At 71.3% G+C, this 17,387-nt stretch carries 14 protein-coding genes; 5 read left to right on the forward strand and 9 right to left on the reverse strand.

The genetic code is table 11. The annotated features are described in order from the left end of the window. Nucleotides 1-6: 6 nt before the first annotated feature. From ACFTXQ_RS03125 to pdhA, 8 genes are all read right to left on the reverse strand, one after another. The gene (locus tag ACFTXQ_RS03125) at nucleotides 7-942 is read right to left on the reverse strand and encodes a GNAT family N-acetyltransferase (protein ID WP_382635330.1); all 936 of its coding nucleotides are present in this window, start codon (nucleotides 940-942) and stop codon (nucleotides 7-9) included. A gap of 58 nt (nucleotides 943-1,000) precedes the next feature. Further along, nucleotides 1,001-1,411, reverse strand: coding sequence for a hypothetical protein (locus tag ACFTXQ_RS03130; protein ID WP_382635332.1), 411 nt, complete (start codon nucleotides 1,409-1,411; stop codon nucleotides 1,001-1,003). Further along, a complete protein-coding gene (locus ACFTXQ_RS03135) occupies nucleotides 1,408-6,141 on the reverse strand; it encodes a putative T7SS-secreted protein (RefSeq protein ID WP_382635334.1) in 4,734 nt (1,577 codons plus the stop codon). The genes ACFTXQ_RS03130 and ACFTXQ_RS03135 overlap by 4 nt, the downstream gene beginning before the upstream one ends. Beyond that, complete coding sequence (locus ACFTXQ_RS03140) at nucleotides 6,141-6,698, reverse strand: hypothetical protein (protein WP_382635336.1); 558 nt, start codon at nucleotides 6,696-6,698, stop codon at nucleotides 6,141-6,143. The genes ACFTXQ_RS03135 and ACFTXQ_RS03140 overlap by 1 nt, the downstream gene beginning before the upstream one ends. Then, nucleotides 6,698-7,072, reverse strand: coding sequence for a hypothetical protein (locus ACFTXQ_RS03145; protein ID WP_382635338.1), 375 nt, complete (start codon nucleotides 7,070-7,072; stop codon nucleotides 6,698-6,700). The genes ACFTXQ_RS03140 and ACFTXQ_RS03145 overlap by 1 nt, the downstream gene beginning before the upstream one ends. 176 nt (nucleotides 7,073-7,248) lie before the next feature. Next, nucleotides 7,249-8,664, reverse strand: coding sequence for a dihydrolipoamide acetyltransferase family protein (locus tag ACFTXQ_RS03150; RefSeq protein ID WP_382635340.1), 1,416 nt, complete (start codon nucleotides 8,662-8,664; stop codon nucleotides 7,249-7,251). 12 nt (nucleotides 8,665-8,676) lie between these two features. Then, nucleotides 8,677-9,657, reverse strand: coding sequence for an alpha-ketoacid dehydrogenase subunit beta (locus tag ACFTXQ_RS03155; protein ID WP_382635342.1), 981 nt, complete (start codon nucleotides 9,655-9,657; stop codon nucleotides 8,677-8,679). Between the two features lie 5 nt (nucleotides 9,658-9,662). Continuing rightward, nucleotides 9,663-10,862, reverse strand: coding sequence for a pyruvate dehydrogenase (acetyl-transferring) E1 component subunit alpha (gene pdhA / locus ACFTXQ_RS03160; RefSeq protein WP_382635344.1), 1,200 nt, complete (start codon nucleotides 10,860-10,862; stop codon nucleotides 9,663-9,665). A 326-nt stretch (nucleotides 10,863-11,188) separates the two neighbouring features. Here pdhA and ACFTXQ_RS03165 point away from each other — a divergent pair, with 326 nt between their 5' ends. Both ACFTXQ_RS03165 and ACFTXQ_RS03170 read left to right on the forward strand, forming a co-directional pair. Beyond that, nucleotides 11,189-11,851 (forward strand): response regulator, encoded by a 663-nt coding sequence (locus ACFTXQ_RS03165; protein ID WP_382635346.1) that lies wholly within the window; start codon nucleotides 11,189-11,191, stop codon nucleotides 11,849-11,851. 149 nt (nucleotides 11,852-12,000) lie between these two features. Continuing rightward, on the forward strand, nucleotides 12,001-12,417 hold the full coding sequence (locus ACFTXQ_RS03170) for a pyridoxamine 5'-phosphate oxidase family protein (protein ID WP_382635348.1): 417 nt from the start codon (nucleotides 12,001-12,003) through the stop codon (nucleotides 12,415-12,417). Nucleotides 12,418-12,484: 67 nt separating this feature from the next. On the opposite strand, the gene ACFTXQ_RS03175 is transcribed toward ACFTXQ_RS03170, so the two are convergent. Continuing rightward, nucleotides 12,485-14,071 carry a protein kinase gene (locus ACFTXQ_RS03175; protein WP_382635349.1) on the reverse strand — a complete coding sequence of 529 codons (1,587 nt, stop codon included), beginning with the start codon at nucleotides 14,069-14,071 and terminating at the stop codon, nucleotides 12,485-12,487. A 207-nt stretch (nucleotides 14,072-14,278) separates the two neighbouring features. Here ACFTXQ_RS03175 and ACFTXQ_RS03180 point away from each other — a divergent pair, with 207 nt between their 5' ends. The 3 genes from ACFTXQ_RS03180 (at nucleotide 14,279) to ACFTXQ_RS03190 (ending at nucleotide 17,369) form a co-directional block, all read left to right on the forward strand. Further along, complete coding sequence (locus ACFTXQ_RS03180; RefSeq protein WP_382635351.1) at nucleotides 14,279-15,928, forward strand: protein kinase; 1,650 nt, start codon at nucleotides 14,279-14,281, stop codon at nucleotides 15,926-15,928. A gap of 158 nt (nucleotides 15,929-16,086) precedes the next feature. Continuing rightward, on the forward strand, nucleotides 16,087-16,590 hold the full coding sequence (locus ACFTXQ_RS03185; protein ID WP_382635353.1) for a hypothetical protein: 504 nt from the start codon (nucleotides 16,087-16,089) through the stop codon (nucleotides 16,588-16,590). A gap of 86 nt (nucleotides 16,591-16,676) precedes the next feature. After that, complete coding sequence (locus ACFTXQ_RS03190) at nucleotides 16,677-17,369, forward strand: PadR family transcriptional regulator (protein ID WP_382635354.1); 693 nt, start codon at nucleotides 16,677-16,679, stop codon at nucleotides 17,367-17,369. Nucleotides 17,370-17,387: the final 18 nt, after the last annotated feature.

Raw genomic sequence — 17,387 nt, forward strand, 5'->3', positions numbered from 1 at the left:
GGGCGTTCACCCCTCCCCGGGTTCCAGGACGAGGCGGATCTCCGTCACTTCGTAGCCGGCGCGGTCGAAGGCGGCCGCCATCGGGACGTTGACGGTGTCCGTGGTCGCGGTGATGCGGTCGGCGCCCTCCGCCGCCTGGAAGCGGGTGATCTCGCCCAGGATCTCGTCGATCAGGCCCTTGCCGCGCTGTTCCGGTACGACGCCCAGGTAGCCGACGTTGCGGTGGTACGGGGTCGCGGAGGGAATGGCCATGCCCGCCAGGGTGCCGTCGGGCAGGTGCGCGAGGCGCCACCAGGAGCGCTCGCCGGGGCAGTCGTTGTAGAACTCGAAGTCCTCGCGGGCCAGCTGCTCGGCGTCCATCGTGCGCAGTTCGCCGATGGTGGCCAGGTCGAGGCTGCCGTGCGACAGCCGGACGAAGGCGTCCAGGAACTCCTCGTCGGTGCCCTCCCGGAAGACGAGGCGCCCGGTGGGCTCCGGGATCCCGGCCGCCGGGGTCCACTCGTAGCGCAGGCGCTCGATCTCCCGGGTCAGCCCGGTCGCGTGCGCGGCCTGCCGGCGCCAGCCGACGGCCGCCGCCAGCTCCGCGTCGGCCTGCCAGCCGCGCGGCAGGGACAGGTTGTAGAGCGGCAGCGTGCCGAAGGCGGCGTGGCCGGCGGCGAGGAGCCCGGCGGCCAGCGCAGCCGGGTCGGCCACGGTGGACCGCACCTGGAGGCAGTCGAGCGCGATGGGCCGGGCGCTGTCGGCTCGCCCCCACCACAGGGCGCGGGCGAGCACCTGCCCGTCCTCGTCCTCGGCGAACCAGATCCACTCGGGGCGCAACCGGTTCCCGGCGAGCTCCTCCCGGATCTTGTCGGCGGTCAGGGCGGGGACGGGGCCGTCGGCCGGGTAGGCCAGGGCACGGTCGATGTCGGCGGGGTCTGCGGTGGCAGCGCGAAAGAGCATCCGGCGATGATCACACGCCCACCCCACCCTGACCAGGCCTTTTCCCGGAGCTCGCAGCTCAGCGCCAGGTGTTGGTGTCCACGATCTCGCCGGTCTCCAGGTCGATGCGGCCCTGGAAATCGCCCGCGTTGCGCGTGACCATGACCAGGAGCGGCCGTCCGCCCTGCGGGAAGGCGGTGTAGAAGCCGTGCACGTCGTCCGGGTCGGCCGGCAGGTCGCGCGGCGGGTGCAGCCGGAACCGCTCCGTGCCGTCCGCCCGGTAGACCACCGCGTTGTCCGACGGGGTGAAGGGTGCGCCGTTGATCGCTTCCACCACCAGGACGAACGTGTCGCCGTTCTCCTGCCACGCCATGACGTCCTGCGGGGGCTTCTCGTACCGCTGCTCCACGTCTCCTGCGGGGCCGCTCCACCGTACGGTGGTGTTGCCTTGGGTCCAGGTGACCACGACGTCGGGCTGTTCTTCGGTCACTTGGGGATCTCCGTGGGTGGGCCGACTGGGATCAGCCGGGCTCGGTCTCCGAATTCCATGATCTCTATTTGGGTCCCGCCGCCGGGCAGATGGCCCAGCTTCGGGTCCACCTGGGGTCCGATGATGCTCTCCTGAACGAGGATGGGGTCACCGTCCGAGATGCGGTATCGCTGCAGGAGCGAGACGTCGTCCTTCCAGTCGGTGCGGACGGCCAGCTGGTCCCGTACGAACTGCTGGTTGGGGACGTCGTCGAAGGTACCGAACCCGCCCGGTCGGGTCTGGCCATGCGAGATCACCATGTTGAACTCCTCGCCCGGCTGGGCGAAGCGCGCGACGATCGGTGACCCCTCCAGGTGCGGGGGCTCACGCCTCGCCGGGGGCAGGGCCTTGCGTTCCGCGCCCTCCTCCGTGCACGGGGTGAGGCCCAGCGGGTCCGCCCACACGAGCGGGTTCGTGACGTAGGCGACCGGATTCGGGGACGGTGCGAGGCCCAGCGGGTCGGCCGTCAGGTAGCGGGCCGTCTCCGGGTCGTAGGTGCGGAAGTAGTTGTGGTGGAGGCCGGTCTCCGGGTCGTGGTACTGGCCCGGGAAGCGCAGCGGGGTGTAGGCGGAGGCGTCCCGGTTCCAGCTCGTCGTGCCCCAGACCGTCGAACGGGTGCGCCAGGCGACCTCCCCCTGCTCGTCGATCAGCTCAGTCGGTGTGCCGACCAGGTCCGTGACGATGGCGAAGAAACGGCTGTCGATCTCCTCCTGCGAGGCCTGCGAGGCCTGCGACACCCGGTGGATGGTCTCCACCTGGGTGAGCGGGTGCATGCCGGAGTGCGTCCAGCTGAGCGTGACCTCGTGCGGGTTGCCCGCCGAACGCGTCGTCTGCTCGACCAGGATCGGACCGTCCCACGTGAAGACGGTCTCCTCCACCACCTCGTCCGGGTTCGCCGATGTTTCACGTGAAACATCGATCCCCGCCAGCCGCTGCTTGGCGGCGCGGCGCCCCATCGCGTCGTAGCGGTAGCGCCACCGCGTCCCGTCCGGGGTGGTCACCTCCGTCAGCCGGTCGTCCGCGTCCCACGTGTAGTGCCAGGTGTCCGGCTTCCGGGAGAGCCGGGTCTTCTGCCGCAGGACCACACGGCCCTGGGCGTCGTGCTCGTAGCGGACCCGGCCCGCACGGGTGATCCGCGTCCCGGTGTAAGCGCGTTCACCGGCGGCCTCCACGCCCAGCGGCTCCGGCCAGGCGGCCGAGGTCTGGTTGCCCGCCTCGTCGTAGGCGTACCGCTCCGACCAGGAGGCGGCGTCCACGGCGGTGACCCGGGAGGCCGAGTCCAGGGTGAAGGTTCGCGGCCCCGTCATCTCGTCGTCGATCGCCAGCAGATTGCCGTCGGCACGGTAGCTGTAGCCGCGGCGCACCAGGGTCCGCTGGTCCGAGCCGGTGATGTGCCGGGTGGTGAGCCGGCCGACCGCGTCGAAGGTCTGGTGGAGCTCCGTGCTGTCGCCGATGCGCCGCGTCAGTTCACGGCCGGCCGCGTCCCGCTCGAAGGTCAGCGTCCGTCCCGAGGCGGTGATCTCGGTGCAGTGGCCGCCCTCGTCGTACGTCCAGCGGGTCTGCGCCCCTGTGGGGGTGTTCATGCCCACCGGCCGGCTCAGCGCGTCATACGCGTAGCGGACCGTACGGCCGTCCACCTGCTCCTCGACCAGTCGCCCGTGCCGGTCGCGGATGCGCATCAGCCTGGTGCCGTCGGAGGAGACCGCCGCCGCGGGGAGGTCGAAGACGTCGAACTCGAAGGTTGCGGTACCGGTGGGAGAGTCCTTGCGGATGATCCGGCCGAGCACGTCCCGCTCGTACGTGATCTCCTCGCCCAGCCCGTTCACCCGTGAGCGCAGGCGCCCCGTCGGGTCGTGGGCGTAGGTCAGCGTCAGGCCGTCGAAGTCCGTCTCCGAGATCAGCCGGCCCGCCGCGTCGTACACGTACTCCCAGGTCAGACCCTGGGGATTGCGTACGCCCGTCAGCCGCAGCAACGCGTCGTAGGTGTACTCGTGCCGTACGCCGTCGGGCCCGGTCCGGGCCGCGAGCAGGTCGAAGTGGGTGTACTCGAAGCGGGTCACCCCGCCCGCCGGGTCGGTGAAGGAGGTGCAGTTGCCCTCGCCGTCGTACGTCCACACCGACTCGGCGCCGTCCGGGGCCACCCGTCGGGCGGGCCGCCCCTCGGGTGTCCACTCCATGGCCGTCACCCCGCCGAGCGGATCCGTCACGCGCACCGGGCGCCCGAAAGCGTCGCGCTCGTACCGGGAGGTGGCGCCGAGGGGGTCCGTGATGGTGAGCGGCAGACCGGCCGCGTCGGTGGTGAAGCGGGTGACGGCGCCCAGCGGGTTGGTCACCGTGACCACGTGGCCGCGTTCGTCGTAGCCGAAGGTGGTGACGGCACCTGCCGAGGTGGTCAGCGACGTGCGGTTGCCGCGCTCGTCGAAGGTCTGGCGGACGACCGTGCCGTCGGCGTTGGCCACCCGTGCCGGCAGGCCCAGTGCGTCGTACTCGGTGCCGGCGGTGCGGCCGTCGGGACGGATCGAACGGGTGATCCGCCCTGCCTCGTCGTATTCCTGCCGGGAGGTGGCGCCCAGTGCGTCGGTACGGCTGATCACGCGCCCGGCGCTGTCGTACTGGTAGCGGGTGACCGCCCCGAGCGGGTCGATCTCGGCGACGACACGGCACCGCTCGTCGATCACGTAGCGGCGGGTGTGCCCGTCGGCGGTGGTGACCGCGGTGACGCGGTGGCCGGTCTCCGGATCGCGGGTGTCGTAGTCGAGGGTGAGCGCGAGGTGGCCCTCGGTCCCGCCCTGCGCGACACAGCGGTCCTGGTCGTCGTAGGCGTAGTCGTAGCGGCTGCCGTTGGTGTCGGTCCAGGAGGTGATCCGTCCGCGCTCGTCGTAGACCAGGCGCAGGGGCAGGCCGGAGGAGTTGGTGACCTCGGTGAGGTTGCCGTCGGTGTAGCCGTACGCGAGGACGCGCGGGCCGCCCGTCAGGTGGAGGGCGGTGATGCGGCCCTCGGCGGTCTCGAAGCGCAGGTGGTAGCCGCCGGAGTGGGCGATGCCGAGCGGGGTGCCGGCAGCGTCGTACTCGAAGGTGACGAGGTTGCCGTTGCGGTCTTCCAGCTGGGCGATCGGCGCGATGCCGTCCTCTTCGCCGTCCTGGCCGGGAGCCGGAGAGAAGCGTCGGATCCGGCCCGTCGCAGGGTCGGTCACCGTCCAGTCGCCGTCCGGCGTGCGCTCCAGCGGGTGGCGCGGTCCGGTCGCGGGGAGCACCGGGACACCCGGCGCCGGGTGCGGGTAGGCGACGATCAGCCCGTCCTCGCTGACCAGGACGACACCCTCGGCGTCGATCTCCAGGTGCTGGTCGACGGTGGAGGCCCAGGAGGGGCCGAACCAGCGGCCCGCGCCGTAGCCGGACTCCGCGCGGCGGCTGAAGACCAGGGGGAGGGTGCCGGGCAGCACGAGGTCGGTCTGCGGCAGGTACATCCGTCCGGTCGCCAGGTCCACCGGGTCGGTGTGGCCGGTGGTCTTCTCCCCGTCCGGGGTGTTGTGTGTTGCGGGGCCGTCGCCGTCGAGTGCCTTGCGGCCCGGGCCGGTCGGGATGTCGTCCGCGAGTTTCGCGACCGAGGCGCCCTTCTTCAGGGCGCCCAGGCCCTTGGTGCCGATCAGTTCCGGGAGCATCTTGCCGATGCCCTCGGACGGGTCCTTCATGAACTCGTCGAGCATCTGCTTGCCCGCGCCCATGGGGTCGTTGACCGCCACGGTGAGGCCCGCGACCGTGGAGTTGAGGCTCGTGAGGTACTCGGCCGGGTGCGTGAGGTTGTACGGGTCCATCGGGTTGACGGAGCGGACGAAGTTGACGAGCCCGGCCGTGCCCTTGACGACACCGCCCGCCAGGTGCGTCTTCGCTATCTCCAGATAGTCCAGGCCGTCGCCCAGCTGCTGGGCGTACGAGGGCTTCGGCGGGGCGGCGTCCCGGGCGGCGCGCACCGCGCTGCGCACGCTCTCGGCGACCTCGTTGCGCTGGCGGCGGGCGTCGTCCAGCTTGTCCTGCGCCGCCTTCGCCATGGAGGTGCCCGGGTCGGTGAAGTCGCCGGGCTTCGGCGGCAGCTGGTCCTTCTTCGCCTTGACCGCGTCGTTGTAGGTGTCGACCTGCTTGTTGTAGGCCTTGCGGGCGTCCTCGGAGGCCTTCTTGGCCTTGTTGTAGTCCTCCAGGGCCTCCTTCGCCTTGCCCTGCGCCCACTCCACCGTCTCCGCGAAGCGGCCCATGGCCTCGGCGGCCTTGCCGAAGTTCTCCGCGGCCTTGAACCAGCGCGGCGGCTCCTTCGCGATCGACTCGCGGTAGGCGTCGGCCGACTTCCCCTTCAGGCCGTCGCCCTCCAGGCCCTTCAGGCCCCGGCCGACCTGCTCGAAGGAGGACTTGAAGTCGTTCAGGTGCGAGACCTGCGCACGGATCTTGGAGACGCTGCCGTAGACCAGCTTCTTCGGGTCCTCGGTCTGCCCCAGCTCCATCTCGGCGACGTCTGCGCCCAGTTGGTTGGCGGCCGACCGGCTCTTGTCGCGGATCCAGTCGCCCGCCTCGTCGAGGCCGACGTCCTCCGCCAGGTCGGCCGTCTTGTCGCCGAGCCACTCGATCCCGTCGCCGACCTTCTCGGCGCCGTCCTCGACGACGTCCTCGACGACGTCCGGTACGAAGTCCCGCCAGCCCATCAGTTACCGTCCCCGTTCGCCTGGTCCAGGAGGTCCTTCAGCGAGCCGATCTTCCCGCTCGACTTCAGCTTGTCCCCCGTGTCGGACCAGGTCTGCTTGATGTCCTGCGCGCCCTTCTGGAAGGACTCGGCGCTGTAGTCCGGCTTGTAGACGTCGGCGCGGAAGATGTCGTCCCACGACTTCTTCTCGATCTCGTCCTCGCTCGCGTGCGGGTTGCCGTACGCGGCGTTGGCGGCGACCTTGAACGCGCCCTGGATGTACTGGTCCTCCTCCCACACCGTGCCGGCCGCGATGCCCAGGTTCCCCGCCAGGGCGCTGGCGTTCTGGATGAGGCTGCGCACGCCCCACTCCCAGCGCTCGCAGAAGTCCTCGAAGTCCTTTGACAGGCCCATGTGTCCGGCCTCCATGCCGGTCATGGACAGGTCCTCGAAGCCCGACCCCATGGACGCGCCGCCCGCGTCCCCGCTCTCGCGGAGCTCGGCGATGGCCTTGCGCAGGCCGTCCTGGATGTTCTTGACCGCTGTCGGCGAGACCTCGAGGTCCCCGTTGCCCGCCATCAGACGGTCACCTCCTGTGCGTCCACGGCCTGTGCGTCGGGGACGATGCCCACGACCGGCGGGAAGAGCATCGAGCCGTCCTCGTCCGCCACGTCCACGGCCACCCCGGTGGGGCCGTCCACCGTCGGGATCACCTCGTCGAGGAGCCGGGCGCCGAGGATCGCGAGGTACTCCAGCTCCTGATGGGCCGGGAGGCCGCGCACCTGCGCGAAGCGGGCCAGGGCCGCCTCGTCCGTGAAGGCCTGGATCCAGCGGACGCCGCCCTGCCACCCCGACATCAGCCCGCCCCCGTCCCCGTCGGACAGCGGTACGAGGAGCACCGCGCGGCGGAATTCACCCAGCAAACGGCCCGAATGCCCCGATCCACCGCGCATGGCGGCAATTTCCTCGGTCAGTCCCACGCCTGTCGCCCCCGTTCCCGGGCGCGATCGGCCGCCCCCGATTCGCACACGTTACTCAGGCAGGAAACAGCGCGGCACTCGGGGCCCCTACGACCGATGGCCGGCCTCCTGGAAGGAGGCCGGCCATCGGGGTGGTGCGTCCGTACCCGCTACGACCAGGTGACGAGGCGGCGCGGGTGTTCCAGGACCGCCGCGATGTCGGCCAGGAACTTCGAGCCGAGCTCGCCGTCGATGAGCCGGTGGTCGAACGACAGGGCCAGGGTGGTGACCTGACGCGGCTTCACCTTGCCCTTGTGGACCCACGGCTGGAGCTTGATCGCGCCGACCGCGAGGATCGCGGACTCGCCGGGGTTCAGGATGGGCGTACCGGTGTCGACGCCGAAGACGCCGACGTTGGTGATGGTGATGGTGCCGTTCTGCATGTCGGCCGGGGAGGTCTTGCCTTCGCGGGCCGTGGCGACCAGCTCCGACAGGGCCGTCGACAGCTCGCCGAGCGTCTTGGCGTGGGCGTCCTTGATGTTCGGGACGATCAGCCCGCGGGGGGTGGCCGCCGCGATGCCCAGGTTGACGTAGTGCTTGAGCACGATCTCCTGGGCCGCCTCGTCCCAGGACGCGTTGACGTCCGGGTTGCGGCGGATCGCCACCAGGACGGCCTTGGCGATGAGCAGCAGCGGGTTGATGCGCAGGCCCGCCAGGTCCGGGTCGTCCTTGAGTTCCTGGACCAGCTTCATCGTCCGGGTCACGTCGAGGGTGATGAACTCGGTGACGTGCGGCGCGGTGAAGGCGGAGCCGACCATGGCCTGGGCGGTGACCTTGCGGACGCCCTTGACCGGGATACGGGTCTCCCGCTCGGCGGCCGGTACGGACACCACCGCCGCCGGCGCCTCGGCCTGGACGGCCGGAGCCGGAGCCTGGGCCGGAGCGGGCGCCGCCTGCGGGGCGACGGCCGCCGCGGCGGCGGCGTGCACGTCCTGCCGGGTCACGACCCCGCCGTCCCCGGTGGGGACCACGACGGCCAGGTCGATCCCGAGGTCCTTGGCGAGCTTGCGCACCGGCGGCTTGGCCAGCGGGCGCTCCCCGGCCGGCTGCGCCGGGACGGCGGCCGGAGCGGGAGCCACGGGAGCAGCCGGGGCCGCCGGGGCAGCCGCCGGGGCGGTGCCGTTCTGCGCGGGCGCGCCCGCGACCGCCTTGCGCGGGCGGCGCTTGGTGGAGGCGGTGGAGACCCCGTAGCCGACGAGGACGGGCTGGCGCCCCTCCGGGGCGGCCTCCTCGGCCGCATCGGCCGGAGCCGCCTCCTGCACCGGAGCCTCGGCGGCGTCGTCGCCCTCCGTCCGCACCGAGATGATCACCTGGCCGACATCGACCGTGGTGCCCTCCTCGAAGAGGAGCGCGTGCACGACCCCGTCGAAGGGGATCGGCAGCTCGACGGCGGCCTTGGCCGTCTCGACCTCGCACACGACCTGGCCGTCGGTGACGGTGTCACCCGGCTGGACGTACCACTTGAGGATCTCGGCCTCGGTGAGGCCCTCGCCCACGTCGGGCATCTTGAATTCGCGGATCGTCATGAACGTGGCTCCTCAGTACGCCAGCGAGCGGTCGACGGCGTCGAGCACCCTGTCCAGGCCCGGCAGGTACTCGTCCTCCAGGCGGGCCGGCGGGTACGGTGCGTGGAAACCGCCCACGCGCAGCACCGGCGCCTCCAGGTGGTAGAAGCACCGCTCCGTGATGCGGGCGGCGATCTCCGCGCCCACGCCCAGGAACACCGGGGCCTCGTGGACGACCACGAGCCGGCGGGTCTTCTCCACCGACGCCTGGATCCCGTCGAAGTCGACCGGGGACATCGAGCGCAGGTCGACGACCTCCACCGACTTGCCCTCCTCGGCGGCCGCGGCCGCCGCCTCCAGGCAGACCTTCACCATCGGGCCGTAGGCAGCCAGGGTGATGTCCGAGCCCTCGCGCGCCACGCGCGCCTTGTGCAGCTCGTAGGGGATGGCCTCGACATCGACCTCGCCCTTGTCCCAGTAGCGCCGCTTCGGCTCGAAGAAGATCACCGGGTCGTCGCTGAGGATCGCCTGCTGGAGCATCCAGTAGGCGTCGCTCGCGTTCGACGGGGAGACCACCTTCAGGCCCGCCACGTGCGCGAACAGTGCCTCCGGGGACTCGCTGTGGTGCTCGACCGCGCCGATGCCGCCCGCGTACGGGATGCGCACGACGACCGGGAGCTTGATCTTGCCGAGCGCCCGCGCGTGCATCTTCGCGAGCTGCGTGACGATCTGGTCGTAGGCGGGGAAGACGAACCCGTCGAACTGGATCTCCACCACCGGCCGGTAGCCGCGCAGCGCGAGCCCGATGGCGGTGCCGACGATGCCCGACTCGGCGAGCGGGGTGTCGATGACCCGCTCCTCGCCGAAGTCCTTCTGCAGGCCGTCGGTGATCCGGAAGACACCGCCCAGCTTGCCCACGTCCTCGCCCATGATCAGGACCTTGGGGTCCGTCTCCAGGGCCTTGCGCAGCGACTCGTTGAGCGCCTTCGCGATCGACATCTTCTCGATGGCCATGGTGGTCACTCCCCACCCTCGAAGGACGCGAGGTAGGCCGCGAACTGCGCGCGCTCCTCGTCGACGAGCGCGTGCCCGTCCGCGTAGACGTTCTCGAAGATCGCCATGGTGTCCGGGTCGGGCATGGCGCGCACGGCCTCGCGGACCCGCTTGCCCAGCGCCTCGCTCTCGGCCTCCAGCTCGGCGAAGAAGGCCTCGTCGGCGCCGCCGGTGGCGAGCAGGTGGGCCTTCAGGCGCAGGATCGGGTCCTTCGCCTCCCAGGCCTGCGTCTCCTCGTCCCGCCGGTACTTGGTCGGGTCGTCGGAGGTGGTGTGCGCGCCCATCCGGTACGTGAACGCCTCGACCAGCGTCGGGCCCTCGCCGCGGCGGGCCCGGTCCAGGGCCCAGCGGGTCACGGCCAGGCAGGCCAGGACGTCGTTGCCGTCGACGCGGACGCCGGGGAAGCCGAAGCCCTGGGCGCGCTGGTAGAGCGGCACGCGCATCTGGCGCTCGGTCGGCTCGGAGATCGCCCACTGGTTGTTCTGGCAGAAGAACACCACGGGGGAGTTGTAGACGGCCGAGAAGGTGAACGCCTCGGCGACGTCGCCCTGGCTGGACGCGCCGTCGCCGAAGTAGGCGATGACCGCGGAGTCCGCGCCGTCCTTGGCCACACCCATCGCGTAGCCGGTCGCGTGGAGCGTCTGCGAGCCGATGACGATCGTGTACAGGTGGAAGTTGTTGCTGTTCGGGTCCCAGCCGCCGTGGTTCACACCGCGGAACATCCCGAGCAGGTTGGTCGGGTCGACCCCGCGGCACCAGGCCACACCGTGCTCGCGGTAGGTCGGGAAGACGTAGTCGTCGTCGTTCAGCGCCCGGCCGGAGCCGATCTGCGCGGCTTCCTGGCCGAGGAGCGAGGCCCACAGGCCCAGTTCGCCCTGACGCTGGAGCGCGGTCGCCTCACCGTCGAAGCGGCGGGTGAGCACCATGTCGCGGTACAGCCCGCGCAGGTCCTCGGTGGTGATGTCGGCGACGAAGGGGGCGAACTCGGCGTTCTCCGCGTTTTCGACGCGGTCCCCTTCGGGCGTCAGCAGCTGTACGAGCTGAGGTTCGGCGTCCTGCGTCTGCGCGGTGGCAGCGGCGGGCTTGGCGGCGTTGGCCGCGCCTGCCGCCCGCTTGGTGCCGCTGCTGCGTCGCGGCTTGCGCGCGGCAGTGCTCTCCACGGTCACGTGTGCTCCTCCGTCGGTCCGGCACCCGGGTTCTCCGGGGTCCAGTGCGGCTCACCTGACTCTGTACCCGCGCACGGGGTGGGTGCGCGCTGTGTACGGATTCAGGCGTGACAAGGGTGCCCCGGCGAGTGCCCTGCGCAATGCACGTTACCCAGTGCGCCGCATTACTGCGAAACCCCGTTTGACCTGCGATTTTGCTTGGATATCCAAGTAAATCCACGGAAGCGGGAACAACCACTGGTCACAGCCTTGCAGGGGGCCGGAACACCGGCACGTTATCCCGGGTAACTCCGGCAGGGAAGGGGTGAGTGTGTGAAACTGACTTCGTGCGCGAAGACGGAAAAATCAAGGTATTCCTCCTGGACGACCACGAAGTGGTACGTCGGGGTGTTCACGAGCTGTTGTCGGTCGAACAGGACATCGAGATCGTCGGCGAGGCCGGTACGGCCGCCGACGCCCTGGTCCGGATCCCCGCCACCCGTCCCGACGTGGCCGTCCTCGACGTCCGGCTGCCGGACGGCAGCGGAGTGGAGGTCTGCCGCGAGGTCCGCTCCCAGAACGAGGACATCAAGTGCCTGATGCTGACCTCGTTCGCCGACGACGAGGCGCTGTTCGACGCGATCATGGCCGGCGCCTCCGGCTACGTGCTGAAGGCGATCCGCGGCAATGAGCTGCTCAGCGCCGTACGGGACGTGGCGGCGGGCAAGTCCCTGCTGGACCCGGTGGCCACCGCGCGGGTGCTGGAGCGGCTGCGGGACGGCAAGAACGGCAAGGGCGACGACCGGCTGTCCAACCTCACCGACCAGGAGCGGAAGATCCTCGACCTGATCGGCGAGGGCCTGACCAACCGCGTCATCGGCGAACGCCTGCACCTGGCCGAGAAGACGATCAAGAACTACGTCTCCAGCCTGCTCTCCAAGCTGGGCATGGAGCGGCGCTCCCAGGCCGCCGCCTACGTCGCCCGCCTCCAGGCCGAGAAGCGCGCCTGACCGCTCCCCGCGCGGAGCGGTGACCCTGCGTGACGCCCCGTGGCCGCCCGTTGCCTCGGGGTGCGCCGTTTCATTCGGGACCAACGTCCCCGATCATCGGGGCGGGCTCCTCTTTCCCGGCAGCGTGTCGGTACCGGACAGTGGACGGCATGTCGCCAGAGGAACTCCACGCCATCGAACTGCTGGGCCGGGTGCCGTACGGCCGGGTGGCCACCAGCATGCGCGCGCTGCCCTTCCTCGCCCTCGCCCGCCACATCGTGGTGGCCGGCAAGGTCGTGCTGAGAATGCACGCCGGCTTCGGCCATCACCAGGCCTGCAACGGAAGCGTCGTGGCGTACGGGGCCGACAACTTCAACTCCCGTGACGCCCGGTTGTGGTCGGTCCAGTTCACCGGGACCGCACAGATCGTCGAACCGACCACCGCCGAACTGGAACTCTTCGGTCCGGGTCCGCATTTCGTGGACGGTGAGGTCTTCGACCCCGTCTACATGCGCATCGAGCCCCAGTTCGTCACCGTGCATTCCCTGGCCGGGAATCCGGACCGGCACTACCAGCACGCGCTCTGACCGGCCGAAAGGCGGATACGGGGACGGGCCCGGCGGAATTGGATTCCGCCGGGCCCGTCCCCGTAGGTCACTCACCGTCGACGATGTTCCCGCTGCCCGGCTCCCCGGTCCTGGTCGGAGGCGGCGTCTGCGTGGCCGACTTCGTCGGCGTGGGCGACGTGGACTTCGACGCGGACGCCGAGGCCGACGCCGATGCGGAGGCCGACTCGGAGGCCGACGCCGAGGCCGTCGGGCTGTAGCTCTGCGACCTGCTGCGGGTCGAGGTGGGCGGCGCGAAGGTGGGGCTCTCGTCATGGCTCGACTGGGACGACGAGGGCTCCGGGGAGGCCGAGGCGCTCGGCTGGCCGCTGGAGCTCGAGACCGGGGCCGTCGGGCTCTTGTGGTTCTCGTTGCCGCCCACGCTCTGGACCGCGTAGGCCACGCCCGCCGCGACCGCGACGATCGCGAGCACCGCGAACAGCCACATCTTCCAGCGGCTGCCGCCCCGGTCCTCGTAGCCGTCGTAGCCGCCGTTGTGCCCGTTGTGGCCGTGGCCGCCCCCGCCGGGGAAGGCAGTGCCGTCGTCCGGGTTCAGCGGCGGCACCATCGGCTGCTGGAACTGCGAGGTGGAGGCGTTGGAGACGTACTTCTGCTGACCGCCGGTCCCGCCCACGGGCATGGCCGTGGTGGCCGCCGCCCCGCCGCGGCCGTGCGGCAGGGCCATGGTGACCGGGCCGGTGTTCCAGGTTCCGGTGTTCGGCCCCTGGTCGTGCAGCATCTGGAGCGCGTACTGGACCAGCCCGCGCATCTCCTCGGCGCTCTGGAACCGGTCGTCCGGGTCCTTGGCCAGCGAGCGCATGACCAGGCCGTCGAGCTCCTGCGGGATGTGGTGGCCCTCCGGCAGCTGCGAGGGCGGCACCGGGGCGTCCTGGACGTGCTGGTAGACCACCGACAGCGGGGTCTCACCGGTGAACGGGGGCCGCAGCGCGAGCAGTTCGTACAGCAGGCAGCCGGTCGCGTACAGGTCGGAGCGGTGGTCGACGGCCTTGCCGAGGGCCTGTTCGGGCGACAGGTACTGCGGGGTGCCCATGACCATGCCGGTCTGGGTCATCGTCGACTGCGCGCCGTGCAGGGCGCGCGCGATGCCGAAGTCCATCACCTTCACCGCGCCGGTGTCGGTGATGATGACGTTCGCCGGCTTGATGTCACGGTGCACGATGCCGTGCTGGTGCGAGTACGCGAGCGCTTCGAGGACGCCCGAGGTGATGATGAGCGCCTGCTCGGGGCCGGGGGCCTCGGCGCTGATCAGCAGGTCGCGGATGGTGCGGCCCTCGACGAGCTCCATCACGATGTACGGGACGGTGTTCGGGCCGACCTTGTCCTCGCCGGAGTCGTACACGGCGACGACCGCATGGTGGTTGAGCCCCGCGACCGACTGCGCCTCGCGCGTGAAGCGGGCCTTGGACACCGGGTCCTCGGCCAGGTCCGCGCGCAGCAGCTTCACCGCCACGGTACGGCCCAGCCGTACGTCCTCGGCGGCGAAGACCTCGGCCATGCCGCCCCGGCCCAGCCGGTGCGTCAGCCGGTAACGGCCGTCTCCCACCAGGCCGCCGGCCCCCCAGTGCGAAGGGTCCTCGGCCATCCCGGCGCCGTTTGCCTCGGGTTCGGGTGCCATCAGTCCTCGCCGTCGTCTCTCTTGGCCGCCGCTCAGCGGTAGGTCTCTTCCCAGTGCTCCGGTGAACGCTACAGCCTCGGAACAGGTCGCCGTTCGGACATGGGCGCCCTGTGCCCGTGTGGTCACGGAACGGGCACCTGGCTTGACGTGTGCTTGCCCTCCGGCAGACTGGGCGCGACATCAGCAGCTCGAGGGGAAGCAACAGTCATGAGCCAGGACGGCACTCAGGGCCGGTACGCAGGCGGTTCCCTGGCCCGCGGCCGTTACCAGCTACGGGATTTGCTCGGTGAGGGCGGCATGGCCGCGGTGTACCTCGCGTACGACACCGCCCTCGACCGCCAGGTGGCGATCAAGACCCTGCACACCGAGCTGGGCCGCGAACAGTCCTTCCGCGAGCGCTTCCGGCGCGAGGCCCAGGCTGTAGCCAAACTGTCGCACACCAACATCGTGTCCGTGTTCGACACGGGCGAGGACGAGTTCGACGGCGCCGTCATGCCGTACATCGTCATGGAGTACGTGGAGGGCAAGCCGCTCGGCTCCGTGCTCCAGGCCGACATCGCGCAGTACGGCGCGATGCCGGCGGACAAGGCGCTGAAGGTGACGGCCGACGTGCTGGCCGCGCTGGAGACCAGCCACGAGATGGGGCTCGTCCACCGCGACATCAAGCCCGGCAACGTGATGATGACCAAGCGCGGCGTCGTCAAGGTGATGGACTTCGGCATCGCCCGCGCCATGCAGTCCGGCGTCACCTCGATGACGCAGACCGGCATGGTCGTCGGCACCCCGCAGTACCTGTCGCCCGAGCAGGCGCTGGGCCGCGGCGTCGACGCCCGCTCCGACCTCTACTCGGTCGGCATCATGCTCTTCCAGCTCCTGACCGGGCGGATCCCGTTCGACGCCGACTCGCCGCTGGCCATCGCGTACGCGCACGTGCAGGAGGAGCCGGTGGCTCCGTCCTCCATCAACCGGTCGGTGACCCCGGCGATGGACGCGCTGGTGGCGCGGGCCCTGAAGAAGAACCCGAACGAGCGCTTCCCCACGGCCGCGGCCATGGGCGACGAGATCGCACGGGTGCTGGCCGCCGGGCAGACCGGGGCTCCGGTCATCGTCCAGGGCGCGCCCACGGGCGGCAGCGGCGCGGGCGTGGGCTCGGCCGTGTTCCCGCCGGTGGACTCCGGCTTCCAGGCGCCGCCCCCGTCGGTGCAGCAGCCGTACCAGTCCCCGTACGCGCCCACGCCGGCGCCGCAGCCGCAGCAGCACGCGCAGGGTGGCTACGCCTACCCGCACACGCCGCCGCCGGTGCCGCAGCAACAGCAGCAGCCGTACGCGCCGCAGACCCCGCCGCCGTACACGATCTCCCCGGCGGCCACGAGCGGCCAGGGCGGTTCGGGCGGGGGCAGCGGGGCCGGCAAGAAGAACACGCCGGTGATCGTGGGTGCGATCGTGGTGGCGCTGCTGGCCGTGGGCGGCCTGATCGCGGCGCTGAACATGGACGACGGCAAGAAGGACAAGGGCTCCTCGAACAGCGCGGGCCCGGGGGCGTCGACGGCGGCCTCGGCCAAGGCCGGGTCCAAGGGTCCGGACCGCACGCGCACGATCGACGCGTCCAAGTGCAAGGAGCCGGCGAAGCACTTCAGCGAGGCCGGCAAGTACCAGGCGCCGGACTTCAAGTACAAAGACGTGATCTCCGTGAAGGCCTGCATCCAGGCCTCCGGCGGCAAGTACGACGTCGTCGAGAAGGACGAGGCCGTGTGGGGCAAGGACACGGTGATCGACCAGACCCCGAGGGCCGGCGAGAAGATCGAGAAGGAAGGCACGACCTACACGCTGATCGTGTCGACCGGCAACCCGGAGTAGGAGCGGGAGCCGCCGCACTGCGCCAGACCGGCATCCCGGGCACCCCGATGGGGCGCCCGGGATGCCGCTTTTGTCCCTTTGTGTAAATCTGAGCGGAACATCGTGGTCCCCGCTCGGACTTCGCCCGGCGGGACCCCCAGGGACGGGAGGGGCACCCCGTGATCCAGGGCTTCCGCGTGATCCAGGGCTTCCGCCCGCCGCGCCGGCTCGCCTGTGCCGCGCTGGTCGCCGCCGCGCTGGTCCCCGCGGCCTCCGTCTGCGCCGTCCCCCTCACCCCGGGCCACCGCGCCGCGCCGCCCGCCGCCGCCGCGCCGGGCGTCGTCGTACGGGACGATCCCGACCCCGACCTGGACCTGGACCTGGCCGGCAGCGCCGCCGGGGCCGGGCGGGAGCGGCCGGGCCGGCCCGCCGGCGCGCCCGCGAACCCGGAGATGCTGGTGGCCTCCCGCCCGCTGACCGCCGTACGGCCGCGCACCGAGACGCAGCCGCCGGCCCCGCCCCGGGTCTCCCCCAGCCCGCACGAGGTGGTCAGCGCCTTCGGCACCGAGCCCAACGAGCGGGCCGCCGACCTGGCCGCGCACATACTGCCGCTGGGCACCGGATTCGCCCTGATGGGACTGGGCCTGGGCTACCTGGGCATGCGGCTGCGCCGGGGTCTGTGAGCCCCGCCCCACCGGGCGCCTCCCCCTCGCGGCGTACGCCTGTGGATGGTTGCCGAGCGTGAGCATACTCGGTATACATACTCGGTATGTCGATCCGTCACGGGCTTCTCGCCCTGCTGGAACGGGGTCCTCGGTACGGCTCGCAGCTGCGCACCGAGTTCGAATCCCGCACCGGCTCCACCTGGCCGCTCAACGTCGGGCAGGTGTACACCACCCTCGCCCGCCTGGAACGCGACGGCCTCGTCGCCCCGGACGGCGAGGACGCCGCCGGCCACACCCTCTACGCCATCACCGACGACGGGCGCACCGAACTGCACGAGTGGTACGAGCGCCCCGTCGACCGCGCCAACCCGCCCCGTGACGAGCTGTCCATCAAGCTCGCCATGGCCGTGGGCGCCCCCGGCGTCGACATCCGCGCCGTCATCCAGGCCCAGCGCCACGCCACCATCAAGGCGATGCAGGACTACACCCGGCTCAAGGCCACCGCGCTCGCGGCGGTCGAGAGCGGGCAGTCCCGCGAACGCGACGACGTGGCCTGGCTGCTGGTACTGGAGCAGCTGATCTTCCAGACCGAGGCCGAGGCCCGCTGGCTGGACCACTGCGAGGCCCGGCTCGTACGGCTCTCCCTGCCGGCCGACGGGAGAGCCGCCGCGCCCGCACCGCCCCCGGCCGCCGCCACCGCCACCGGCACCCCGGCCGAAGCCGGCGCCGACAGCGTCCCGGCCGCCGACCCGGCCACCACCGCCCGAGCCCGTACCGCCCGCACGCGGCGGGGCTGACCCTTCAGGGGGACCTTC

Origin of the sequence: Streptomyces sp. NPDC057010, assembly GCF_042673805.1 — a bacterium.
Taxonomy (GTDB): domain Bacteria; phylum Actinomycetota; class Actinomycetes; order Streptomycetales; family Streptomycetaceae; genus Streptomyces.

Bases quoted from the DNA above. Each gene is read 5' to 3' on its own strand.
- ACFTXQ_RS03140 (WP_382635336.1), bottom strand. From the start codon at position 6,698: ATGGCGGGCAACGGGGACCTCGAGGTCTCGCCGACAGCGGTCAAGAAC.
- ACFTXQ_RS03150 (WP_382635340.1), bottom strand. From the start codon at position 8,664: ATGACGATCCGCGAATTCAAGATGCCCGACGTGGGCGAGGGCCTCACC.
- ACFTXQ_RS03145 (WP_382635338.1), bottom strand. From the start codon at position 7,072: ATGCGCGGTGGATCGGGGCATTCGGGCCGTTTGCTGGGTGAATTCCGC.
- ACFTXQ_RS03135 (WP_382635334.1), bottom strand. From the start codon at position 6,141: ATGGGCTGGCGGGACTTCGTACCGGACGTCGTCGAGGACGTCGTCGAG.
- ACFTXQ_RS03155 (WP_382635342.1), bottom strand. From the start codon at position 9,657: ATGGCCATCGAGAAGATGTCGATCGCGAAGGCGCTCAACGAGTCGCTG.
- ACFTXQ_RS03125 (WP_382635330.1), bottom strand. From the start codon at position 942: ATGCTCTTTCGCGCTGCCACCGCAGACCCCGCCGACATCGACCGTGCC.
- ACFTXQ_RS03170 (WP_382635348.1), top strand. From the start codon at position 12,001: ATGTCGCCAGAGGAACTCCACGCCATCGAACTGCTGGGCCGGGTGCCG.
- ACFTXQ_RS03180 (WP_382635351.1), top strand. From the start codon at position 14,279: ATGAGCCAGGACGGCACTCAGGGCCGGTACGCAGGCGGTTCCCTGGCC.
- ACFTXQ_RS03175 (WP_382635349.1), bottom strand. From the start codon at position 14,071: ATGGCACCCGAACCCGAGGCAAACGGCGCCGGGATGGCCGAGGACCCT.
- ACFTXQ_RS03190 (WP_382635354.1), top strand. From the start codon at position 16,677: ATGTCGATCCGTCACGGGCTTCTCGCCCTGCTGGAACGGGGTCCTCGG.